The sequence below is a fragment of the Shinella sp. AETb1-6 genome (assembly GCF_009826875.1).
Taxonomy (GTDB): Bacteria; Pseudomonadota; Alphaproteobacteria; order Rhizobiales; family Rhizobiaceae; genus Shinella; species Shinella sumterensis.
Genome location: NZ_WUMM01000004.1, coordinates 173194 through 196069 on the forward strand (window position 1 = coordinate 173194; position 22876 = coordinate 196069).

25 protein-coding genes are annotated in these 22876 nt (G+C 63.9%); 18 read left to right on the forward strand and 7 right to left on the reverse strand.

Annotated features, from left to right (window positions below):
* Positions 1 to 229 precede the first annotated feature (229 nt).
* The 12 genes from coxB (at position 230) to rnhA (ending at position 9997) form a co-directional block, all read left to right on the forward strand.
* On the forward strand, positions 230 to 1114 hold the full coding sequence (coxB, locus tag GR158_RS08615; protein ID WP_134648881.1) for a cytochrome c oxidase subunit II: 885 nt from the start codon (positions 230 to 232) through the stop codon (positions 1112 to 1114).
* Between the two features lie 19 nt (positions 1115 to 1133).
* On the forward strand, positions 1134 to 2801 hold the full coding sequence (gene ctaD / locus GR158_RS08620) for a cytochrome c oxidase subunit I (protein WP_134648880.1): 1668 nt from the start codon (positions 1134 to 1136) through the stop codon (positions 2799 to 2801).
* 251 nt (positions 2802 to 3052) lie between these two features.
* The gene (locus tag GR158_RS08625) at positions 3053 to 3997 is read left to right on the forward strand and encodes a heme o synthase (protein ID WP_160870761.1); all 945 of its coding nucleotides are present in this window, start codon (positions 3053 to 3055) and stop codon (positions 3995 to 3997) included.
* Positions 3997 to 4137, forward strand: a complete 141-nt coding sequence (locus tag GR158_RS25080; protein WP_134648879.1) for a hypothetical protein — start codon at positions 3997 to 3999, stop codon at positions 4135 to 4137. The genes GR158_RS08625 and GR158_RS25080 overlap by 1 nt, the downstream gene beginning before the upstream one ends.
* Before the next feature lie 2 nt (positions 4138 to 4139).
* Positions 4140 to 4745 (forward strand): cytochrome c oxidase assembly protein, encoded by a 606-nt coding sequence (locus GR158_RS08630; protein WP_160870762.1) that lies wholly within the window; start codon positions 4140 to 4142, stop codon positions 4743 to 4745.
* Between the two features lie 59 nt (positions 4746 to 4804).
* Positions 4805 to 5683 (forward strand): cytochrome c oxidase subunit 3, encoded by an 879-nt coding sequence (locus GR158_RS08635; protein WP_134648877.1) that lies wholly within the window; start codon positions 4805 to 4807, stop codon positions 5681 to 5683.
* 160 nt (positions 5684 to 5843) lie between these two features.
* Complete coding sequence (locus GR158_RS08640; protein ID WP_160870763.1) at positions 5844 to 6227, forward strand: DUF983 domain-containing protein; 384 nt, start codon at positions 5844 to 5846, stop codon at positions 6225 to 6227.
* Positions 6196 to 6984: an SURF1 family protein gene (locus GR158_RS08645; protein WP_160870764.1), complete on the forward strand. Its 789-nt coding sequence runs from the start codon at positions 6196 to 6198 to the stop codon at positions 6982 to 6984. The genes GR158_RS08640 and GR158_RS08645 overlap by 32 nt, the downstream gene beginning before the upstream one ends.
* Positions 6985 to 7157: 173 nt before the next feature.
* Positions 7158 to 7523: a DUF1304 domain-containing protein gene (locus GR158_RS08650; RefSeq protein ID WP_160870765.1), complete on the forward strand. Its 366-nt coding sequence runs from the start codon at positions 7158 to 7160 to the stop codon at positions 7521 to 7523.
* A gap of 9 nt (positions 7524 to 7532) precedes the next feature.
* Complete coding sequence (gene ispH, locus GR158_RS08655; RefSeq protein ID WP_202402206.1) at positions 7533 to 8534, forward strand: 4-hydroxy-3-methylbut-2-enyl diphosphate reductase; 1002 nt, start codon at positions 7533 to 7535, stop codon at positions 8532 to 8534.
* A 60-nt stretch (positions 8535 to 8594) separates the two neighbouring features.
* Complete coding sequence (locus GR158_RS08660; protein WP_160870766.1) at positions 8595 to 9560, forward strand: homoserine kinase; 966 nt, start codon at positions 8595 to 8597, stop codon at positions 9558 to 9560.
* Positions 9557 to 9997, forward strand: a complete 441-nt coding sequence (rnhA, locus tag GR158_RS08665) for a ribonuclease HI (protein ID WP_160870767.1) — start codon at positions 9557 to 9559, stop codon at positions 9995 to 9997. Before GR158_RS08660 ends, rnhA begins: the two co-directional genes overlap by 4 nt.
* 88 nt (positions 9998 to 10085) lie before the next feature.
* Here the strand turns inward: rnhA and GR158_RS08670 are convergent, their stop codons facing one another.
* Positions 10086 to 11417 (reverse strand): MFS transporter, encoded by a 1332-nt coding sequence (locus GR158_RS08670; protein WP_160870768.1) that lies wholly within the window; start codon positions 11415 to 11417, stop codon positions 10086 to 10088.
* A 212-nt stretch (positions 11418 to 11629) separates the two neighbouring features.
* Between GR158_RS08670 and GR158_RS08675 the strand changes: the two genes are divergently transcribed.
* Entirely contained in the window at positions 11630 to 12511 is an 882-nt protein-coding gene (locus GR158_RS08675) for a LysR substrate-binding domain-containing protein (protein WP_230640122.1), read from the forward strand.
* Positions 12512 to 12549: 38 nt separating this feature from the next.
* Here the strand turns inward: GR158_RS08675 and GR158_RS08680 are convergent, their stop codons facing one another.
* Together GR158_RS08680 and GR158_RS08685 are read right to left on the reverse strand one after the other, a co-directional pair.
* Positions 12550 to 13035: a peroxiredoxin gene (locus tag GR158_RS08680; RefSeq protein WP_160870769.1), complete on the reverse strand. Its 486-nt coding sequence runs from the start codon at positions 13033 to 13035 to the stop codon at positions 12550 to 12552.
* A gap of 66 nt (positions 13036 to 13101) precedes the next feature.
* Positions 13102 to 13896 (reverse strand): protein-disulfide reductase DsbD domain-containing protein, encoded by a 795-nt coding sequence (locus GR158_RS08685; RefSeq protein WP_160870770.1) that lies wholly within the window; start codon positions 13894 to 13896, stop codon positions 13102 to 13104.
* Positions 13897 to 14044: 148 nt separating this feature from the next.
* Between GR158_RS08685 and GR158_RS08690 the strand changes: the two genes are divergently transcribed.
* From GR158_RS08690 to GR158_RS08700, 3 genes are all read left to right on the forward strand, one after another.
* On the forward strand, positions 14045 to 14650 hold the full coding sequence (locus GR158_RS08690; RefSeq protein ID WP_134648867.1) for a YqgE/AlgH family protein: 606 nt from the start codon (positions 14045 to 14047) through the stop codon (positions 14648 to 14650).
* A gap of 98 nt (positions 14651 to 14748) precedes the next feature.
* Positions 14749 to 14940, forward strand: a complete 192-nt coding sequence (locus GR158_RS08695; RefSeq protein WP_160870771.1) for a CsbD family protein — start codon at positions 14749 to 14751, stop codon at positions 14938 to 14940.
* Positions 14941 to 15038: 98 nt separating this feature from the next.
* Entirely contained in the window at positions 15039 to 16100 is a 1062-nt protein-coding gene (locus GR158_RS08700; protein ID WP_160870772.1) for a putative zinc-binding metallopeptidase, read from the forward strand.
* 59 nt (positions 16101 to 16159) lie between these two features.
* On the opposite strand, the gene GR158_RS08705 is transcribed toward GR158_RS08700, so the two are convergent.
* Both GR158_RS08705 and GR158_RS08710 read right to left on the reverse strand, forming a co-directional pair.
* Positions 16160 to 19003, reverse strand: a complete 2844-nt coding sequence (locus GR158_RS08705; protein ID WP_246665605.1) for a sensor domain-containing phosphodiesterase — start codon at positions 19001 to 19003, stop codon at positions 16160 to 16162.
* A gap of 121 nt (positions 19004 to 19124) precedes the next feature.
* Entirely contained in the window at positions 19125 to 19718 is a 594-nt protein-coding gene (locus GR158_RS08710; RefSeq protein WP_160870773.1) for a GNAT family N-acetyltransferase, read from the reverse strand.
* Between the two features lie 212 nt (positions 19719 to 19930).
* Between GR158_RS08710 and GR158_RS08715 the strand changes: the two genes are divergently transcribed.
* Both GR158_RS08715 and GR158_RS08720 read left to right on the forward strand, forming a co-directional pair.
* Positions 19931 to 20080: a DUF1127 domain-containing protein gene (locus GR158_RS08715; protein WP_134648862.1), complete on the forward strand. Its 150-nt coding sequence runs from the start codon at positions 19931 to 19933 to the stop codon at positions 20078 to 20080.
* A 178-nt stretch (positions 20081 to 20258) separates the two neighbouring features.
* The gene (locus tag GR158_RS08720) at positions 20259 to 20579 is read left to right on the forward strand and encodes a low molecular weight protein tyrosine phosphatase family protein (RefSeq protein WP_160870774.1); all 321 of its coding nucleotides are present in this window, start codon (positions 20259 to 20261) and stop codon (positions 20577 to 20579) included.
* A 77-nt stretch (positions 20580 to 20656) separates the two neighbouring features.
* Here the strand turns inward: GR158_RS08720 and GR158_RS08725 are convergent, their stop codons facing one another.
* Positions 20657 to 21451 carry a bifunctional 2-polyprenyl-6-hydroxyphenol methylase/3-demethylubiquinol 3-O-methyltransferase UbiG gene (locus GR158_RS08725; RefSeq protein WP_160870775.1) on the reverse strand — a complete coding sequence of 265 codons (795 nt, stop codon included), beginning with the start codon at positions 21449 to 21451 and terminating at the stop codon, positions 20657 to 20659.
* Between the two features lie 129 nt (positions 21452 to 21580).
* On the reverse strand, positions 21581 to 22876 hold the full coding sequence (locus GR158_RS08730; RefSeq protein WP_160870956.1) for a pitrilysin family protein: 1296 nt from the start codon (positions 22874 to 22876) through the stop codon (positions 21581 to 21583).

A 22876-nucleotide genomic window follows, 5' to 3' on the forward strand; every position in this document is an offset into this window, starting at 1 on the left:
GGTTAGGCCGGCCGAAGCAGGCTCGCCGCTGCCAAACCTTTCATGCTATAGACAAATGTGAAGAAACTGTGGGGAGTGGCCCCATGTCTTTGCGTTTGCGCAAAAATGCCGCACGGGGGCATCCCCATGGCGGTTGCGGCGGACATGAAACTATGATTTTAAGCACTCAGTATAGCAGGGATTCTGCGCGTCTGTTTGATCCCGATCAAACGCCTTGGGGAGATACGTTGTGAAAAACAAAGCTTTTGCAGGTCTGGCCGCTCTCGGCTGTCTGCTCTTTGCTTCGACCGCCTTCGCTGATCAGCCGTTCGACTGGCAGAAGGGCCTTCAGCCCGCCGCGACTCCGATCATGGAGGAAATTCGCTGGTTCGAGCAGTACACATTGTGGTTCATCGTTCCGATCACCCTGTTCGTTCTCCTCCTGCTCATCATCGTCGTCGTCAAGTTCCGCGAAAGCAAGAACCCGGTGCCGTCCAAGACCAGCCACAACACGGCTATCGAGGTGCTCTGGACGCTCGGCCCGGTCGTCATTCTCCTGTTCCTCGCCGTTCCCTCCTTCCAGCTCTTGACCAAGCAGCTCGCTCCCACGGAAGAGCCGGAACTGACCATCAAGGCCACGGGTTTCCAGTGGTATTGGGGTTACGAGTACCAGGTCGGCGACAACCCGGTCTCCTTCGACAGCCTGCTTCTGCATGACAACGACCGCGCGGCCGCCGGCAAGGAAGACAAGTCCGTCTATCCGCGCCTCCTGGCCGTCGACAACGAAGTCGTCGTTCCCGTCGGCAAGCATGTCCGTCTCCTCGTCACCGCCGGCGACGTGATCCACGCTTTCGCCATGCCGTCCTTCGGCGTGAAGATCGACGCCGTGCCGGGCCGCATGAACGAGACCTGGTTCAAGGCCGAGCGCGAGGGCCTGTTCTACGGCCAGTGTTCCGAGCTCTGCGGCAAGGACCACGCGTTCATGCCGATCGCCATCCGCGTCGTTTCGCAGGAAAAGTTCGATACCTGGCTTGCTGCCGCCGCGACGAATGTCGGCGAGGCAAACAAGGCCCTGATGGCGTCTGTCGACGGTGCGGCCAAGTCCGTAGACGTCGCCCAGAACGCCGCGCAGTAATACCTAGGGAGTCAGATCCATGGCCGGAACATCCGCTGCCCACGGCGATCACCACGATCACCACGAACACAAGCCGCTTACTTTCTTCCAGCGTTGGTTCCTGTCGACCAACCACAAGGATATCGGCACCCTCTACCTCATCTTCGCGATCTGTGCGGGCATCATCGGCGGCACGCTGTCGATCTTCATGCGCATGGAGCTCCAGGAGCCCGGCATCCAGATCTTCCACGGTCTGGCGCAGATGGTCTACGGCTTCGAGGGCGACGCTGCCATCGATGGCGGCAAGCACATGTTCAACGTCTTCACGACGGCGCACGCGCTCATCATGATCTTCTTCATGGTCATGCCCGCGCTGATCGGCGGCTTCGCCAACTGGATGGTCCCGATCATGATCGGCGCGCCTGACATGGCGTTCCCGCGCATGAACAACATCTCCTTCTGGCTCATCATCCCGGCCTTCCTGCTGGTGCTGCTTTCGATGTTCGTCGAAGGCCCGGCGGGTGCCTATGGCGCAGGCGGCGGCTGGACGATCTATCCGCCGTTCTCGACAGCCGGCCAGCCCGGTCCCGCGATGGACCTGGTGATCCTCGGCCTGCACATTGCCGGCGCGTCCTCGATCCTCGGTGCGATCAACTTCATCACCACGATCCTGAACATGCGCGCTCCGGGCATGACGCTGCACAAGATGCCGCTCTTCGCCTGGTCGGTTCTGATCACCGCCTTCCTGCTCCTGCTTTCGCTGCCGGTTCTGGCAGGCGGCATCACCATGCTGCTGACCGACCGCAACTTCGGCACGGCCTTCTTCGCGCCGGAAAACGGCGGTGACCCGATCCTCTTCCAGCACCTGTTCTGGTTCTTCGGCCACCCGGAAGTGTACATTCTGATCCTGCCCGGTTTCGGCATCATCAGCCACATCGTGTCCACCTTCTCGCGCAAGCCGATCTTCGGCTACCTCGGCATGGCCTATGCCATGGTCGCCATCGGCGCCGTCGGCTTCGTCGTGTGGGCGCACCACATGTACACGGTCGGCATGTCGCTCGACACGCAGCGCTACTTCGTGTTCGCCACGATGGTCATCGCCATCCCGACGGGCATCAAGATCTTCTCGTGGATCGCGACGATGTGGGGCGGCTCGATCCGCTTCACGACCCCGATGGTCTGGGCGATCGGCTTCATCTTCCTGTTCACCGTCGGCGGCGTCACGGGCGTCCAGCTCGCCAATGCCGGCCTCGACCGTGCCCTGCACGACACCTACTACGTGGTTGCGCACTTCCACTACGTTCTGTCGCTCGGCGCCGTCTTCGCCATCTTCGCAGCCTGGTACTACTGGTTCCCGAAGATGAGCGGCTACATGTACTCCGAGTTCATCGGCAAGCTGCACTTCTGGGTCATGTTCATCGGCGTGAACCTGGTGTTCTTCCCGCAGCACTTCCTCGGCCTCGCCGGCATGCCGCGCCGCTACATCGACTACCCGGATGCCTTTGCCGGCTGGAACGCGGTGTCGTCCTACGGTTCGTATATCGCAGGCGTCGGCGTGCTGATCTTCCTCTTCGGCGTCTTCGAAGCCTTCGCCAAGAAGCGCGTCGCCGGCGACAATCCGTGGGGCGAAGGTGCCAACACGCTGGAATGGCAGCTGTCTTCGCCGCCGCCGTTCCACCAGTGGGAACAGCTTCCGCGCATCAAGTAAGGTCTTCTGAGATCGGGGCCGCCGGCAACGGCGGCCTCAGTACTGGCAAACCGGCGGAGGCCGGGGCAGGGCGCCGGCATTGAGCCGCAGCCGAAACCCCGCTCTCCGTCATCCTCGGGCTTGACCCGAGGATCCATGCCACATCCTCCGGCGTGCCGCGGGGTGTGGATCCTCGGGTCAAGCCCGAGGATGACGGAGGAGGGGAGGCATGAGGCTTGCCCACTCTGACAACGGAACGATACGGAAACAACATGGCGGTCATCGAGCATCACGAAACGGTTCCGGGCGGCGGCGAGGTCTACCTCTCCGAAGCGTCGCCGCGTGATTTCTTCGAGCTCCTGAAGCCGCGCGTCATGTCGCTCGTCGTCTTCACGGCCTTTGCCGGCCTCGTCCTTGCGCCCGGTTCGATCAATCCGTTCATCGGCGCCATCGCGATCCTCTGTATCGCCGTGGGCGCCGGTGCATCCGGTGCCCTCAACATGTGGTACGACGCCGATATCGACGCGGTCATGACCCGCACCGCCCAGCGTCCCATTCCGTCCGGCCGCATCCGGCCCGAGGAAGCGCTCGCCTTCGGCCTGACGCTCTCGGCCTTCTCGGTCGGTATCCTTGGCCTGGTGGTCAACTGGCTTGCCGCCGGCCTGCTCGCCTTCACCATCTTCTTCTATGCCGTCATCTACACGATGTGGCTCAAGCGCTCGACGCCGCAGAACATCGTCATCGGTGGCGCGGCCGGCGCCTTTCCCCCCATGATCGGCTGGGCCTGTGTCACTGGCGGCGTGTCGGTCGAGAGCATCGTGCTCTTCCTCATCACCTTCCTCTGGACGCCGGCGCATTTCTGGGCGCTCGCGCTGTTCAAGATGCGCGACTACGAGGCCGTCGGCGTGCCGATGCTGCCCAACGTATCAGGTGAGGCGACGACGAAGGTGCAGATCCTGGTCTACGCCGTGCTCACCGCCGTGATCGCCGTCGTGCCGACGTTCCTCGGCTTCGCCAGCCTCGGTTATGGTCTCTTTGCCGCAGCGCTTGGCCTCGGCTTCGTGTGGTATTCCATCGGCGTGTTGCGCATGCCGGAGGGCGACAGTGCGATGGTGCCGGCCAAGAAGCTCTTCGCCTTCTCCATCGTCTATCTGTTCGCCGTGTTCTCCGGCCTCATGCTCGACCACCTGATCGCGTCGTTTGGATGGGTGCTGTAATGGAAACCGTAAAGCTCACCGATAGCCAGAAGAAGGCCCGCCGTGGCCGCAACCTCGCGCTCGGCGCGGTTCTTCTCGGCCTCGTCGTCCTGTTCTATATCGTCACGCTGATCAAGTTCGGCGGCGGAATGGCAGGCTGACCATGAGCGAACCGAAGAAGACCGAAAAGAGCAGGATGGGCAACGGCGCTGTCGTCGCCATGTGCTGTTCCTTCGTCATCGGCATGGGTGCCATGGCCTATGCCGCCGTGCCGCTCTACGAAATGTTCTGCAAGGTGACAGGTTACGGCGGCACGACGCAGCGCGTCGAGCAGGCCTCCGACGTCGTTCTCGACCAGACGATCAAGGTGCGTTTCGACGCGAACGTCGCGCCCGGCCTGCCCTGGACCTTCACGCCGGTCCAGCGCGAGATCGAGCTGAAGATCGGCGAGACCGTGCAGGTCTTCTACAAGGCCCGCAACAATGCTTCCAGGCCGACAACCGGCCAGGCGACGTTCAACGTCACGCCCGAGGCGACCGGGGCCTATTTCAACAAGGTCCAGTGCTTCTGCTTCACCGAGACGACGCTGAAGCCCGGTGAGGAAATGGAAATGCCCGTCGTCTTCTTCGTCGATCCGGAGATCGTCAAGCCGGTGGAGACCAAGGGCGTCCACACGATCACGCTGTCCTATACCTTCTTTCCGCGAGAGGCGTCGAAGCCGGTGGCTGCGGCTGCGGACGTGAAGACGGACGACGCGAATAACCTTTGAAAGACATGCGTTTCCGGCTATGCCGGGAACGGAACGCGATACATTCGGGGATAAGTCAAATGGCCGATGCGCATCAGAAGAAACACGACTACCACATCATCGACCCCAGCCCGTGGCCGCTGCTCGCATCCATCGGCGCCTTCGTCCTGGCGTTCGGCGGCATCGGTTACATGCGCTACCTCTCGGGCGGCGCATTCCACCTGTTCGGCCTGAACTTCGCCACGCCGTGGGTCTTTTACATCGGCCTGCTGATCACGCTCTACACCATGTATGCCTGGTGGGCCGACACGGTGAAGGAAGCGCATGAGGGGCACCATACCCGCGTCGTGTCGCTGCACCTGCGCTACGGCATGATCATGTTCATCGCTTCCGAAGTGATGTTCTTCGTCGCCTGGTTCTGGGCCTTCTTCGATGCCAGCCTCTTCCCCGGCGAAGCCATCCAGGCCGCCCGTGCGGAATATACCGGTGGCGTCTGGCCGCCGAAGGGCATCGAGGTTCTCGATCCCTGGCACCTGCCGCTCTACAACACCGTTATCCTGCTGCTCTCGGGCACCTGCGTGACCTGGGCGCACCACGCCCTGCTGCACAACGACCGCAAGGGCCTGATCAATGGTCTGGCGCTCACCGTTGCGCTTGGCGTGCTGTTCTCCTTCGTGCAGGCCTACGAATACGCCCATGCGCCGTTCGCCTTCAAGGATTCCATCTACGGCGCGACCTTCTTCATGGCGACCGGCTTCCACGGTTTCCACGTTCTGGTCGGCACGATCTTCCTGATCGTCTGCCTCATCCGCGCCATGCGCGGCGACTTCACCCCGAAGCAGCATTTCGGCTTCGAGGCTGCCGCCTGGTACTGGCACTTCGTCGACGTCGTCTGGCTGTTCCTCTTCTTCTCCATCTATATCTGGGGCGGCTGGGGCGCACCGATCGCGCATATGTAAGCGCGACGACGAACAGACCTTCGAAACGGCCGCAGCGATGCGGCCGTTTTGCGTTGCGCCCTTTGTCGCGGACTTTCGATTGGACGGAGGCGGCGGCGGCGATATAGAACCGTCTTGACCGGGCGGCGGTTTCCGCACGGCGCGAGAGACGGAAGCGATCATGGACGAGGACAAGGCACTCTACCCACCCGTGGACCCATTCAAGGCGGGCGCGCTGGGCTGCTGCCCGCGCTGCGGCCAGGGCAAGCTCTTCGACGGGCTGCTCAAGGTGAGGCCGTCCTGCAGCAATTGCGGCCTCGATTATTCCTTCGCCGATTCGGGCGATGGGCCGGTGGTCTTCGTCATCCTGATCGTCGGCTTCATCGTGGTGGGCGCGGCCCTGTGGACGGAGGTGAACATCAATCCGCCGCTCTGGGTGCATTTCTCGCTGTGGATCCCGCTCGTGGTCGTGCTCGGCCTTGCGGTGACGCGTATCCTCAAGGGGCTGCTCATCGCGCTGCAGTACCGCAACCATGCCCGCCCGGGTGAAATCGATCGTGGCTGAGGGACCCGCTCACCGCGCACCGCGGTCCGGCAAGGGCAGGGCGATCCTCACGGGCGTCGCTTTCCTGGCGGCGCTTGCCATCCTCCTGTCCCTGGGGACCTGGCAGGTCGAGCGCCTCAAGTGGAAGGAAAAACTGCTCGCCGACATCGCCGAACGCCGCGTCGCGCCGCCTGTGACGCTCGGCGAGATCGAGGCGATGGCGGCGCGCGGCGAGGATATCGAATACCGCCCCGTCACCGTCACGGGCGTTTTCGCCAACAATCGCGAACGGCATTTCTTTGCGACCTGGCGTGGCCAGACCGGCTATTACGTCTATACACCGCTCCAGCTGGCCGATGGCCGGTTCCTCTTCGTCAACAGGGGTTTCGTGCCCTACGAGGCGAAGGAACCGGAAATGCGCAAGCAGGGCCAACTGACCGGCGAGCAGACGGTGACGGGCCTCGCCCGCGCCCGCCTTGCCGAAAAGCCGTCGGCCATCGTGCCGGAAAACGACCTCGCCAAGAACATCTTCTACTGGAAGGATCTCGACGCGATGGCGGCCAGCACCGGTATCGCGGCCGACAGGCTGGTCCCGTTCTTCATCGATGCCGGCGATGCGCCCAATCCGAAGGGCCTGCCGATCGGCGCCGTCACGCAGTTCGACCTGCCGAACAATCACCTGCAATATGCCGTCACCTGGTACGGCCTCGCGGCTGCCCTCGTCGGTGTCGCGCTCTACGCCGTTTTCCGGCGAAAGGGTGATCGCCCGGCGCCCTGAAATGCCGTAGGAAGGATGAGAGCCGAGCCCCCTCATCCGCCTGCCGGCACCTTCTCCCCGTTGGGGAGAAGGGGACATGCTGCGACGGCTTCCTTCCCCTTCTCCCCTGCGGGGAGAAGGTGGCCCGAAGGGTCGGATGAGGGGGCTTGCGCAACAAAGAGGAAGGAAAGCGCATGCAGGCACTCGCAACCATACTCGTCGCACTGATCGCCCTCGAACACGTCTACATCCTTATCCTCGAAATGTTTCTCTGGACGACGCCGCGGGGCCTGAAGGCCTTCGGCATGACGCCGGCGCAGGCCGAAGCCACGAAGACGCTTGCTGCCAACCAGGGGCTCTACAACGGCTTCCTCGCCGCCGGCCTCGTCTGGTCGTTGCTTCACCCCGATCCCGAGGTCGCTTTCCAGCTCAAGCTGTTTTTCCTTGGCTGTGTGGTGTTGGCCGGCCTATATGGGGGCACAACGGCCTCACGGAAAATTTTCGTCATCCAGGCGCTTCCTGCGGCCATCGCCCTTGTTGCCGTCCTCATTGCCGGATAACCGATACGCATGACCGAGAACCGACCGGACTTGACCATCAGGCTTTGCGGCCCGCGCGGCTTCTGCGCGGGTGTGGACCGCGCCATCCAGATCGTCGTGCTGGCGCTGAAGGCCTATGGCGCGCCCGTCTATGTGCGCCACGAGATCGTGCACAACCGCTATGTCGTGGAAGGCCTGGAAGCCAAGGGCGCGATCTTCGTGGAGGAACTCGACGAGATCCCGGCGGAGCATCGCCAGCAGCCCGTGGTGTTTTCCGCCCATGGCGTGCCGAAGTCCGTGCCGGCGGATGCCGAGGCGCGCAACCTCTTCTATCTCGATGCGACGTGTCCGCTCGTCTCCAAGGTCCACAAGCAGGCCATGCGCCACCAGCGCCTCGGCCGCCATGTCGTGCTGATCGGCCATGCCGGCCATCCGGAAGTCATCGGCACGATGGGCCAGCTGCCGGAAGGCACCGTCGATCTGATCGAGACGGTCGAGGACGCCGACCGCTACACCCCGCCCGACCCTGATAATCTCGGCTTCGTCACGCAGACCACGCTTTCGGTCGATGACACGGCCGGCGTCATCAAGCGGCTGCACGAGCGCTTCCCCAACCTCACGGCGCCCGCCGCCGATTCGATCTGCTACGCCACCACCAACCGGCAGGAAGCGGTAAAGCAGGCCGCGCCCGGCTGCGATCTCTTCCTCATCGTCGGCGCGCCGAATTCGTCGAACTCCAAGCGCCTCGTCGAAGTGGCGCTGAGGGCTGGGGCGACGAAATCCGTGCTCGTCCAGCGCGCTTCCGAAATCGATTGGGAGACGATCGGCGATATCAGCACGGTCGGCCTGTCGGCTGGTGCATCGGCGCCCGAGGTCATCGTCAACGAGATCATCGAGGCGTTTCGCGCGCGCTACAATGCGGTCGTGGAACTGGCCGATACGGTGGAGGAAAACGAACACTTCCTCGTCAATCGCGAACTGCGCGCCATCGAGCTCACCACCGCCGACATGGCCTTCGTCAATGGGGAATAAGGCCGGGATGGCGTTCGTCCCCGTTTCTCCTTCGTCTTTCCTTCAAGCCTGAGACCCGCCGTGGCCGTCTATACCGATATCACCGAAGACGATCTCTCCAGTTTCCTGACCGCCTATGATGCCGGCACGCTCCTGTCCTACAAGGGCATCGCGGAGGGCGTGGAGAACTCCAACTTCCTGCTGCACACCACCAAGGGCCCCTTCATCCTGACGCTTTACGAAAAGCGTGTGGATCGGAACGACCTGCCGTTCTTCCTCGGACTGATGCACCACCTTGCGGAGCGCGGGCTGTCCTGCCCGCTGCCGCTGCCCCGCAAGGACGGGGCGCTGCTCGGGGAATTGTCCGGCCGTCCGGCCGCGATGATCTCGTTCCTGGAGGGCATGTGGCTGCGCAAGCCGGCCGCTCGGCATTGCCGGGAAGTCGGCATAGCGCTGGCGAAGATGCATCTCGCCGGCGACGGGTTCCAGATCAGGCGCGAGAACGCGCTTTCGGTCGAAGGCTGGCGACCGCTGTGGGAAAAATCCGCCGCGCGGGCCGACGAGGTCGAAGCCGGGCTCCAGAAGGAAATCGGCCAGGAACTGCACTATCTGGAGGCGCACTGGCCGGGCAATCTCCCGGAAGGCGTCATTCACGCCGATCTGTTTCCCGACAACGTGTTCTTCATCGGCGACGATCTTTCCGGCCTGATCGACTTCTATTTCGCCTGCAACGATTGTCTCGCCTACGATGTCGCGATCTGCCTGAACGCCTGGTGCTTCGAGAAGGACGGCTCCTACAATCTCACCAAGGGCATGGCGCTGCTTGCCGGCTACGAGAGCGTGCGCCCGCTCTCCGGCGACGAGGCGGCGGCGCTCCCGCTGCTCGCGCGCGGATCGGCGATGCGCTTCTTCCTGACGCGGCTCTACGACTGGCTGATGACCCCGGCCGGCGCCCTCGTGGTCAAGAAGGACCCGCTGGAATATCTGCGCAAGCTGCGCTTCCACCGCGCGGTCGAAAACCCGGTCGAATACGGTCTTTCCCGATGAAGCATGTCGATATTTTCACGGACGGCGCCTGTTCGGGCAATCCGGGCCCCGGCGGCTGGGGCGCGGTGCTGCGCTATGGCGAGGTCGAGAAGGAATTGAACGGCGGCGAGCCGCAGACCACCAACAACCGCATGGAACTGATGGCCGCCACCAATGCGCTGACCGCGCTCAAGACACCCTGCGAAGTCGATCTCTACACCGACTCGAAATATGTCATGGACGGCATTTCGAAGTGGATCTTCGGCTGGAAGAAGAACGGCTGGAAGACCGCCGACAAGAAGCCGGTGAAAAACGGCGATCTCTGGCAGGCGCTCGATGCCGCACGCCTGCGTCACAAGGTCGAGTGGCACTGGGTAAAGGGCCATGCCGGCCACCCGGAAAACGAACGCGCCGACGAACTCGCCCGCAAGGGCATGGCGCCGTTCAAGAAGGGTTGAACGCGCGGCTTTCGCGTGTTTTTACATCGCAAAGAAAGAAGCCCGCCCGGTTTCCCGGACGGGCTTCATCTTATCGCTGAAGATCGGCTTATTCGGCCGGGCTCGGCACCGGCTCGCGCACGCGGTTCGTGATCGAGAAGGCGAGGATCGCCGAGAGCAGCAGAAACGCGCCGACGATGAACATCGGCAGTTCGTAGACACCGGTGGCATCCTTGACGCGGCCGGTGATGTAGGGCGCGGCGAAGCCGGCGACATTGCCGATCGTGTTGATGAGCGCGATGCCGGCGGCAGCGGCAGGACCGCTGAGGAAGCGCGACGGAATGGCCCAGAAATTCGGCAGGGCGGAGAAGATCGCGCAGGCCGTGATGGTGATCATGAGGATCGTCGCTTCCGGCGAGTTCATGTAGAGGGCGGCCGGAATGCTGGCGGCGCCGACGAGTGCCGGGATGCCGATATGCCAGGCGCGTACGCCCCGCTTGGCCGCGTCACGGCTCCAGAAGTAGAGCGCCACGGCGGCCGGCAGATAGGGGATCGCCGTCACGAGGCCCTTGTCGAACACGTCGAATTTGGTGGCGAACTTGGTTTCGAAGCCGGCGATGATGGTCGGCAGGAAGAAGGCAAGCGCATAAAGGCCGTAGACGAGGCCGAAATAGATCACGGAAAGCAGCCAGACGCGGCCATCGGTGAGGGCGAGGCCCGTCATGCGGCCATGCGCGTTCTGCTTGACCTTTTCTTCCTGTGCCAGTGCGCCGTTCAGCCAGTCCTTCTCGTCCTTCGTCAGCCATTTCGCGTCGTTCGGCGTATCGGGCAGGTAGTACCACGTGACGATGCCGACGATGATGGCCGGAACCGCCACGCCGAAGAACATGATGCGCCAGCCTTCGAGGCCGAAGGCGCCGTGCATGTCGATGAGCAGGGCGGCCAGCGGCGCGCCGACGACGATCGTCAGCGGCTGGGCGAGATAGAAGAGCGCGAGGATCTTGTTGCGGTGGCGCGAGGGAACCCACATCGACAGGAAGAGAATGGCGCCCGGGAAGAAGCCGGCCTCGGCGACGCCGAGCAGGAAGCGGAGAATGTAGAGTTCCGTGGCGCTGGACACCCAGGTGAACAGCAGGGCGACGATGCCCCATGTCACCATGATGCGCGCCAGCCAGCGGCGGGCGCCGTATTTGTGGAGCGCGAGATTGCTCGGCACTTCAAGGATGATGTAGCCGAAGAAGAAGATGCCCGCGGCAAAGCCGAACTGGGCGGCGGTCAGCGCGAGATCCGTCGTCATTCCGTTCGGACCGGCAAACGAGATCGCGGTGCGGTCAAGGAAGTTGATGAAGAACATCAGGGCGATGAACGGCACCAGCCGCTTTGCCACTTTCGAAATGGCAGACTTTTCGGTCTGTGAAATTTCCTGAGATGCTGTAGCCATGAGGCCCCTCCCGTGTGCGTTGTCGAATGCGAGGGGGATGGGGAAAAATCCAGGTACTGCGCGTCCCACCCTGGCTTTCCGTGCGAAGGTTTCTTCCTCCCCCTCCGCAATACCTTCTTCCCTACGGGGGATGACTTATGGCCACAATCGATTTATTCTCGTTAAGCTGTGATTTCAGATCACAGGTATAACGAGATAAGGAGCCGTTTGGCTTGCGTCCTTTGCCGTCACTCAATGCCCTGAAGGTCTTCGAGGCCGTGGCGCGCCATCGCTCCATGACGCGTGCCGCGGAGGAGCTTTGCGTCACGCACGGCGCGGTGAGCCGTCATATTCGCTCACTGGAAGAGACGCTCGGCGTGCTGCTTCTGTCGCGCGGCGCACGCACCAGCGAGCCGACGCTGGAAGGCGCGCGTCTCGCGGAAGGCCTGGCGAGCGCCTTCGCCCTCATCGAGACGAGCATCGAGCGGGTCAGGCCCGGGCCCCTGACGCTGTCCTGCTCGTCCTCCATCATGATGGAGTGGATCATTCCACGCATCGGGCGGTTTCACGCGCGCCATCCCCATGTCGAGGTCCAGTTCAACATGAACTACGACCGCATCGATTTCATGCGCGACAAGATCAGCATCGCCATCCGCGCCAGCGTCATCGAACCGCCGCCCGGTGCGGTGATCCGCGATCTCGGTGCCGAGGAGATCGGGCCAGTCTGCGCGCCCTCCTATCTCGCGCAATATCCGATTTCCGACCCGGCGGATCTCGTCGATGCCGCGCTTCTGGGAACGCGCACGCGCGCCCAGGCCTTCGCCGAGTGGCAGGCGGCGGCGGGCTGCGAGGCGCTCGCGCTGGAGCCGCGCTCCAGCTTCGCGCATTTCTATCTGCTGATTCAGGCGGCGATCTTCGGCCTCGGCGTCGCCATGGTGCCGCAGATGCTCGTTGCCGATCACATCGCCTCAAAAAGGCTCGTGGCGCCGCTCGGCTTCTGCCAGGGGCCACGCCGGCTGGTGCTGTGGATCGCCCCGCATCTTGCCGGGCATCCCGATACGCTGGCGCTCGAGCGATGGCTCATCCGCGAAATGCGGGTTCTGCCGCAAGGCTGATGCGGGCCACGGCGTCGACCATGGCCCGCCCGATCAGATCAAAGCTGTTCGATCATTGCGGCGGCGGCCGACACCGTTGCCTGGCCGGGGCTTTCCTCGACATTCAGCGTCTTCACCACGCCGTCTTCGACGAGCATCGAGTAACGCTTGGAGCGAACGCCGAGCGTGCCGGCGGAAAGGTCGATATCCATGCCCAGCGCCTTGGTGAAGGCGGCGTCCCAATCGGCGATGAAGCGCAGCTTGCCGGCGCCGCCCGTCGAGGTCGCCCAGGCGCCCATGACGTGCTGGTCGTTGACGGCGACGACGACGATGTCATCGACGCCCTTGGCGAGGATCGCATCGCGGTTTTCCAGGTAGCCCGGCAGGTGGTTCAGCGAGCAGGTGGGGGTAAAGGCGCCCGGAACGGCGAAGAGCACGATGCGCTTGCCACCGAAAAGCTCTGCGGTCGAGACGTCGGCGGGACCGTCCGGCGTGCGCTCCTTGAGCTTGAGGTCGGGCAGCTTGTCTCCAACGGCAATGGTCACGGCGTCTCTCCTGTCTCTGTGATCGAAGCGGCCCGCAAGGGCCTGCCGCGGCACTATAGGGGAGGCTCATTCGATGGCAAGCGGGCTTTCCATCGTCTTCTCGCCGGCGCGCACCGTCAGCCGGATCGGGTCCTTCGCGAGATCGTAGACCTTCGGCTTGTTGAGCACGGGCACCTCCGCGACGAAGACATTGCCCTCGCGGCGCACGGGGCCGGCCGCGCCGAACTCGAAGGAGGACGCGCCGGACAGGAAGACATCCGGTAGCGCCCCGTCGGCAGGCGCCTCGAAGCGCACGGAGATGCTCTTGTTGTCGGCGGCGAAGCGGCCCGAGAGCGGTTTGAAGCCGTCGCCCGCGCCATGCGGCAGGCTCGCCTCCGCATCGGCGATCGCGACTTCCTCCAGCGGATTGGCGAAGGCCTCGCCGCTGGCATCGGCCGTCAACTGCGCCTGCACGGGCACGCAGATCTCCTTGCAGACGCCGAGGAACACCGTCGCGGTGATCGCGCCATCGCCCGCTTTTGCATCGAGCGTCAGCGGCAGCCGCACGGGCGCATCGTAGCCCACGTAATGGGTTTCCTTGTCGCCCAGCCGGCGTGGGGCGGGGAAGCCGATGAATTTGAGTTCGGCGCCGCTGATGGAAACCGCAGGCGGAATGCCGCTGCCGCCGGGATCGCGCCAATAGGTCTTCCAGCCGTCATGCAGGCGAATGTCGAGCATGGCGCGCACCGTGCCGTCGGCCGCGCGCGGCAGCGTCACGAGGCGCACGTCGCCGCCCGGCGTCTCGAACCAGGGCGAGCTGGCGGAAAGCGCCGGGGATGCGGCGCAAAGCAGGAGGAAGGCTGCGACATTCAGGCGTTTCATGACGCACATTTAACGCCGGCCAAGGCGGCTTTCCAGCGGCAAACGCGCGCGTGGCGATCATAATAGCTTGATCGGCGCGAGCGCGGTTATGCGCCCGGCCTAAAAGAAGGCTTTTCATTTGGCGGCGAATTGGTAGGCTGGGTGCACTATGGCTATGTCGGTTCTGAAAAACAGACGCGAGCGCGGTTTCCTTGACGGTCAGTTCCTGATCGCCATGCCGGGCATGGCCGACGCGAATTTCGCCCGCACCGTGGTCTATATCTGCGCCCATTCCGATGACGGCGCGATGGGCTTCGTCATCAACCGGCCGCAGCAGCTTAGCTTCTCGGACGTGCTGCTGCATCTGGAAATCGCCAACGAGGACGAACTGATCCGCATGCCCGGCACCACGCGCGATTTCCCCATCCGCTGCGGCGGGCCGGTGGAGAGCGGCCGCGGGTTCGTATTGCATTCCGACGACTACATGTCCGAATCGAGCATTCCCGTCAGCGACGATATCTGCCTCACGGCCACGCTCGATATCGTGCGCGCCATCTCGCACGGGCGCGGGCCGCAGCGCGGCCTGATGATGCTCGGCTATGCCGGCTGGGGCGCGGGGCAGATCGAAAACGAGATCGGCGCGAATGGCTGGCTCACCTGCCCGGCGCAGGAAGAACTGATCTTCGACACCAATCTCGACAGCAAATACGAGCGGGCGCTCGCTCTCATGGGCATCACCCCCGCCATGCTGTCCACCGAGGCCGGCCACGCCTGAGCGGCGCGGAATTTTAGCATGATTGCGGGAACTAGTTGCGAAGAGCGCCGTTTGTAGAACGCGCCGCTGACGGCGTTTCCAACAAAGGGATTATCGCAATGGGCAGCACGAGCGACAAGATCAAGGGTACGGCAAACGAGCTGACCGGCAAGGCCAAGCAGGCCGCCGGCAAGGCCACGGACAATCCGAAGCTGCGCGCCGAAGGTGCCGCCCAGGAAGGCAAGGGCAAGGCCCAGAAGACCGTGGGCAAGGCCAAGGACGCCGTCAAGGGCGCGGTCGACCGCATGTAATCCGACGGGATGGCTGAGCCATTCCGCCATCGAATGAATGTATGCCCGTGCCGGTTCCCGGCGCGGGCATTCTGTAGAACCCGTTCTCCGGTATCGCCATGAAGCTCTTTACCTGCGCCACCTGCGGCCAGACGATTTATTTCGACAACCGGTTTTGTGTGCGCTGCGGCTCCGCGCTCGGCTTCCTGGCAGAGGATGTGGCGCTCCATGCGTTGCTCCCGGCCGGAGAAGGCGTATGGAACATAGCAGGGCGGGGCGGTGCCTTCCGCTTCTGCGACAACGCCGCCCATGACGTCTGCAACTGGCTCGTGCCGGCGGACGGGTCGCACGCCTTCTGCGAAGCCTGCCGCCATAACCGCATCGTGCCCACCACCGATCCGCAGGGACTGGAACGCTGGCGGCGGATCGGCGCAGCGCAGCGTCATCTGTTCTATTCCATCCTGCGCTGGAACCTGCCGCGCCCGACGCGTGAGGAGGATCCCGCCGGCGGCCTCGTCTTCGATTTCCTAGCCGATGAACTGGATGCGAACGGCAATGTGGTGAATGCGGCGATGACCGGCCATGAGGACGGCCTGATTAGCCTGCGGGCGGCGGAAGCAGACGATGCGGTGCGCGAAAGCGTACGCGTTTCGATGGGCGAACCCTACCGCTCCCTGCTTGGCCATTTCCGTCACGAGATCGGTCATTTCTACTGGACGCAGCTCGTGCGCGACGAGGCCCTGCTGGCGGAAGCGCGCCGCCTGTTCGGCGACGAGCGCGAGGACTATGCTGCCGCCCTCCAGCGCAATTATATGCAAGGCCCGCCGGCGGACTGGCAGCAGCGCTTCATCAGCACCTATGCCGCCGCGCATCCCGCCGAGGATTTCGCGGAATGCTGGGCGCATTTCTTCCATATCGTCGATACGCTGGAGACGGCCCGCAGCTTCGGCCTCAACACCGATCCGAAGGGGCACGAGGAGCTTGAGGCCGAAGTGACCTTCGACCCCTACCGCGCCGCCAATGCCGGCCGCCTCGTCGAATCCTGGATCCCGCTCAGCGTCGCGCTGAACGCCATCCAGCGCTCGGTGGGACAGCCCGACAGCTATCCCTTCGTGCTGCCCCCGCCTGTTGTCGACAAGCTGGATTTCATCAACGGGCTGGTGAGAGGGGTTAGCCAGTAGGAATTAGGCAATAGGGGGAGAAACTTCTCTACTGCCTATTGTCTACTGCCTAGTTCCTATTACGCCCGCTTCATCAGCGGAAAGCGCTCCTTGAGCAGCCGCTGGACGGAATCGTAGCCGATCGGCGGGCCGAAGAGATAGCTCTGGCCGAACTCGCAACCCATATTGCCAAGCTCGATGGCATCCTCTTCGGACTCGATGCCCTCAGCGACAACCTGCATCTCCAGCTCGCGCGCCATCGAGATGACGGAGCGCAGCAGCACGGTGCGCTTGTCCGAGCCGTCGCGCACCAGCGCCTTGTCGATCTTGATCGTGTCGAAGGGGAAGCGGGTCAGGTAGGACAGGGAGGAATGGCCCGTGCCGAAATCGTCCAGCGCCAGGCCAAGGCCGAGGTCGCGCAGTTTGTTGAGGATCAGCCGCGCCTGTTCCGGATTTTCCATCACGACGGATTCGGTGAGCTCCAGCTTGATCTTCTCGGGCTCGCAGCGCGTGCGGGCGAGCGCGGCGCGCACATCGTTGTAAAGCTCGTTGTTGAGAAGCTGCGAGCTGGAGAGATTGACGGAAACGAAGATCGGCAGCTCGCCGGTGTGCAACTGCCAGTCCATGAGGTCGCTCGCCGCCTTGTCGAAGGCGAAGAGGCCGAGCTGGCCGATGAGGTCCGACGCCTCGGCGATGGGAATGAACTCCGCCGGCGAGATATTGCCGCGCTTGGGATGATCCCAGCGCATCAGCGCCTCGAAGCCGGCGATCTCCGCATCCTTGAGGCGGACGATCGGCTGGTAGACGAGGGACAATTCCTTGCGCTCGATGGCGCGGCGCAGATCCGTTTCGATCTGCAGGCGGTCCGCGCCGAAGGTGCGGAAGGCGGGGCGGAACGGCTCGACGCGGTTGCCGCCGGCCTTCTTGGCCCGGTACATGGCAAGCTCGGCATCGTTGAGCAGGCCCGCCGCATCCTCCTGCTGGTCGACCCAGGACACAAGGCCGATGGATGCCGTCAGGATGATTTCACGGCCGCCGAAATTGATCGGCACCATGATCGCCTTGCTCACCGCATCCGCGAAATCGGCCACCTTGGCGGGATCGCGCTCGGACATCAGGATCAGGCCGAACTGGTCGCCGGAGAGGCGCGCCAGCGTGTCCTGCGGCCGCAGCAGGCGGCGCAGGCGCCGGGTCAGCGCAATCAGGATATTGTCGCCCGCGGCGATGCCGAGCGCATCGTTGACCTGCTTGTAGCGGTCGATGTCGATGGTCATCACCGTGGGGCGCACCGTATCGGAGCTCGCCGTCAGCGACAGCATGGCCTGCAGGCGGTCGAGGAAGACCTGCCGGTTCGGCAGGCCCGTGAGGTTGTCGTGCAGCGCGTCCTGCAGCAGCCGGTCCACGGAGTTGCGCTGCTCGGTGATGTCGATGATCGTGCCCACGCAGCGGATGATCTCGCCGTTGGCGCCCAGCACCGGCCGGGCGCGGATCGACAGCCAGTGGTAATGGCCGTCCTCGGCGCGCACGCGGAACTGATGGTTGAGCCGGCCCCGGCGATGCTCCAGCAGCACGTCGAGCGTGGCGCGGAAGCGGTCGCGGTCATCGGGATGCAGGCGCGGCAGCCAGTTGCGGGCGGGGCCGTGCATGACACCGGGCGCAAGGCCGAGCTGGATGGAGATGTCGGGAATGGTCACGACGCGGTCGCGCGCCACGTCCCAGTCCCAGACCGTATCGCCAGAGCCCGTCAGCGCCAGCGACTGGCGCTCGAGATCGGAGAACAGGCCCTGGCTGTAGGCGCCGCCGGCAAAGGCGTGCTGCATCACCGTGAAGCCGATGAGCAGCACGATGAGCACGAGCCCGCCGCCCAGCGCCGGCTGGATGATATCGTTGTTGAGCTGGCCGGTGACGGTGAGCCATGCGCCGAACAGCCAGACGAGGATCAGCGCCCAGGCCGGCACCAGCAGGATGGCGCGGTCGTATCGGTTGAAGCCGAGATAGGCGATGAGCACGATGCCCACCGTTCCCGTCAGCGCGAAGGAGAGGCGCGCAATGCCGGCCGCGATGGGCGGATCGTAGATCGCTACGCCGAACAGCAGGCCAAGGCCCAGGATCCAGGCGAGCGTCGCGTAGGACAGATGGGCATGCCAGCGGTTGAGGTTCAGATAGGTGAAGAGGAAGACGACGAGGCCCGCGGCGAGGAACACCTCCGTTCCCGCGCGCCATATGCGCTCGTCACCGGCAGTGATGCTGATGAGCTTGGACAGGAAGCCGAAATCCACGCAGATATAGCCGAGCACCGCCCAGGCCAGCGCCGCCGTTGCCGGCAGCATCGACGTGCCCTTCACCACGAACAGGATCGTCAGGAAGACGGCGAGGAGGCCCGCAATGCCGAGCACGATGCCGCGATAGAGCGTGAAGGCGTTGACCGTGTCCTTGTAGGCGTCCGGCGCCCAGAGATAGATCTGCGGCAGGTCGGGCGTGGCGAGTTCGGCCACGAAGGTCACCACGGACCCGGGGTCGAGCGTGATGCGGAAGACGTCCGCCTCGTCGCTCGGCTGGCGATCCAGCGCGAAGCCCTGGCTCGGCGTAATCGAGATGATGCGCTTGGCGCCGAGATCGGGCCAGAACAGCTTGGATTGCACGAGGCGGAAATGCGGGGCGACGATCAGGCGGTCGATCTGTTCGTCGGAAACGTTGGCGAGCGCGAAGACGGCCCAGTCGCCCTGGTGCGTATCGGAGGTCGCGCGCACCTCGATGCGGCGCACGATGCCGTCGGTGCCGGGCGCGGTGGAAACCTGGAAGGCCTCGCCCCGGCCCGTATAGATCTCCGTCGTGGCGGTCAGGTCGAGGGCGGTATCGTCACGCGAGATCCGCACGGGCTCGACGGCAAACGCCTGCCCGGCGAGCGAGGCGAACAGCACCATCGCCGCCAGCAGGATGAAATATGAGGACCGGCTGGCACGCAGCGCGCGCGGCACGATTGAAGACGTCATTGAAAGCGCATTGTCCTTCGGTACTTGCCCAGTCCCGTCGCGCCCGTGTCGCTCAGGGCCGCCTGTCGGCGGCCAGGAGCGAGAACATCACATGGTCGCGCCACTGCCCGTTTATCTTCAGATACTCCCGAAGGTAGCCTTCCCGCTGAAAGCCGGCCTTTTCAAGGAGGCGAATGCTTCTCGTGTTGTCTGGAATACAGGCTGCCTCGATACGGTGCAACTGAAGGCTCGAAAAGATATAGGGAATGGCGAGCTTGAGCGCGCCGAACATGTGGCCCTTGCCGGCATGGCGCGCGCCCATCCAGTAGCCGATCATGCAGCACTGCGCCGCCCCGCGCCTGATATAGCCGACGGTCAGCCCGCCCAGCAGGGCGTTGTCCTCGCGCGAAAAGACGAGCAGCGGAACGGCCTGGCCGGAGGAAAATTCCTGTTCATTGCGGATGACGCGGGCACGAAAGGCGCTCTCGGTCAGGTCGTCGCCGCGCCATGTCGGCTCCCACGGCTCGAGGAACGCGCGGCTCTCGGAGCGCAGCGCATACCATTGCCGATAATCATGGAAGCGGGGAAGGCGAAGAAGGTAGCCGTCGCCGGCAAGTTCGACCGTATCGGACTGCCGGGACAGAAACCGAAAAACCGACCTCGTCATGCAGCCCTCCGCGCGCGCCGGCTGGTGGCGCGCATTCGTCCGAGATTATGACGACAGCGTTACCGGCGTCAAATCCTCTTGGGAGACGGTCGGCTGGGAGACGGCCGGATTTGCCTTGCTATGCAAGATTCGCATGCCTGCGCTGAAAGCATGTGCATTTTAAGTAGGCACGGGAAAGGCTATATTTTCATCAACACAAAGGAGAGATGAACATGAACCTTTTCGCAAAGCTCAAGAAGAATGTTGCAGACCGCCGCGCCATCCGCGAACTCGGCGCTCTCGATGACCGCACCCTGCAGGACCTCGGCCTGACGCGCTCCAACATCCGCGCTGCCGTCAAGGGCGCAAGCGACATCATCTGATGCGGATCGCGGCACGCGCCGCATCCCGTCGGACCGCCGGAACGCACCTCCAGGTTCCGGCCCATAACCCGCCCGCAAGGCGGGTTTTGTCGTTTTGGGCTCCCGCCGGCATTAAGCTATCGACGCCTTTCAGCGCCGCTGCTATCACCGGTCGCGTTGAGATCGCAAAAGAGGCGCCGTGAAAAACATCTTGTTCGTCTGTAGCCAGAACAGGCTGCGCAGCCCGACCGCCGAACAGGTTTTCGCGGATTGGCCGGGCATCGAGACGTCTTCGGCCGGCACGAACAATGACGCGGAAAATCCGCTCTCCGCGGAACTGATCGAATGGGCGGACATCGTTTTCGTGATGGAAAAGGTCCACCGCAGCAAAGTGCAGACGCGATACCGCTCGGCCCTACGGGACAAACGGGTGATCTGCCTTGATATTCCCGACAACTACACGTTCATGGACCCGGCACTTGTGGCGCTGCTGAAGGTCAAGGTGCCGCCGCATCTTTGAGCAGGCAGGCGGCCGGAACCCGGCCGTCCTGTTGCGTCGTCTGCCGGGACGAGGTGTTCCAGCGGGCCGATGGCCGCTCAGCCGCCCGGCTTGTCGAGCACGAAATAGGCGTAGCGCTCGTCGTCGATGAGGTCGTCCTTGGGACGAAGCGAGATCGACACCGGCGTGAAGCCGGCGCGTTCGGCCCTCTGCCAGAAATCGTCGATGCAATAGGTCGTCATGTTGGCGAGGTTCCGGCGGTAGCCCCATTGGCGGGACTTCGTCTTCCGGTCGGCCGTCTCGTATTTGATCTGGATGATCGCGGTCCCGCCGGGCCGCAGCACCCGGTTGGCGATGTCGAGGATGCGCTGGCCATGCTCCTGCGAGGGGAGCAGCTCGAAAACATAGGTGCAGAGAAAAACGTCCGCTGTGCCCGCCAAGGCGCCGGCCGCAGCCTCGGGGTTGGAAACGTCGGTCAGCACGGGCTGAAAGTTCTCCTGGCCCATGCTGCGCAGCACGATCCCGCATTCGTCCAGCGTGGCCTGCGAGATGTCCACCCCGACGAAACTGTCTGTCACGGGCGCGAAATGCACCGCATTCGCGCCGCCGCCACACCCCCATTCGACGACACGCCCGACCGGCAGACTGCGCCCGCGGAGCGTCAGGTGGTCGAGCATGAGCTTGAGATGCGGTTTTCCGAGTTCCAGCCAGACGCGCTCCGGCACACCTTGGCTGCCTTTCCAGTGGGAGTTGGAGTGGAAAGCCCGCTGGTTCACGTCGCTCCAGTATTTCTGGGCCTCGCGTGCACGGCTGCGCTCCGATTGCTGCACCGGCATGTGTTCGAGCAATGTATAGCCGGCGTATCGAAGCAGGTTTCTGGCGACTGCTCTCATCGACGTCTCCCCGTCGGGCGCGACAGACCCGGTTCGGGTACCATCGCTGCGATCGACGGGAAAGAACATCCACCGAAAGGAGGAGTGTCCGGTGGCTTTACGGCGTATGCGCGGTTTTCGAAGGGCCGCTCAACTTGCGACCCGGTCGGGCACGCTGCCGCGCGCCAGCGAGCGTGTGATGTCGGCGGCCGGGACGAGGTGTTCCAGCGGGCCGATGGCCGAGATGGTCGGCACGGTATCGAAGAACAGGCGTCCGGCGAGATCCGTCAGGCGCTCGATGGTGATGCCTTGCAGGCGTTCCATCAGTTCCTCGTTGGGGATCGGGCGGCCGTACAGCATCATCTGGCGGGCGATCTGGCCGGCGCGGGCGGCCGGGCTTTCCTGGCCCATCAGCAGCTGGGCGCGGATCTGCGCGCGGGCGCGCTCGATTTCCTGCTGGTGGATGTTGTCGGAGGACTTCTTCAGCTCGTCGAAGATGACGGGCATCAGCTCGGGCAGGTTCTCGCCGCCCGTCGCGGCATGGATGCCGAAGATGCCGGTGTCCGAAAAGCCCCAGTGGAAGGCATAGATCGAGTAACAGAGGCCGCGATGCTCGCGCACTTCCTGGAAGAGGCGCGAGGACATGCCGCCGCCGAGGATGTTGGCGAGGATCTGCGAGCAGTAGAAGTCGCGCGCATGATAGGCCTTGCCCTCGAAGCCGAGCAGCACCTGGGCATCCATCAGGTCGCGCGTCTCGCGAATGTCGCCGCCGGTATAGCGGGCGGGTTCGAAGACCGGCGAGATTTTCGGCGCCGTCGGCAGGCTGGAAAAACGCTCCTCGACCTGGCGCACGAATTCGTCGTGCTTCACGGCACCTGCCGCCACGACGAACATGCGGTCCGTCGTATAGTTGCGGTCGAGATAGCTGCGGATCTCGCCGGGCGTGAAGGAGAGCACGGTATCCGGCGTGCCGAGAATGGCGCGGCCGATGATCTGGTCGCGATAGGCGACCTCGGAGAACTTGTCGAAGACCACGTCGTCGGGCGTGTCGTTCGCCGCGCCGATTTCCTGCAGGATGACGTGCTTTTCGCGGCGCAGCTCTTCCTCGTCGAAGACGGATTCCGTCAGGATATCGGCGAGAATGTCGACCGCGAGCGGAACATGGTCCTTGAGCACGCGGGCATAGTAGGATGTCGTCTCGGTCGAGGTGGCGGCGTTGACCTCGCCGCCGACATTCTCGATCTCCTCGGCGATCTGGCGGGCGGAGCGGCGCTCCGTGCCCTTGAAGGCCATGTGTTCCAGGAGGTGGGCGATGCCGTGCTCGTCCGTGGTTTCGTTGCGTGATCCGGATTTGATCCACACGCCGAGAGCGACGCTCTCGAGATGGGGCATGGCTTCCGTCACCACGGTCAACCCGGATGTAAGCCGGGTGCACTCAACTCTCAT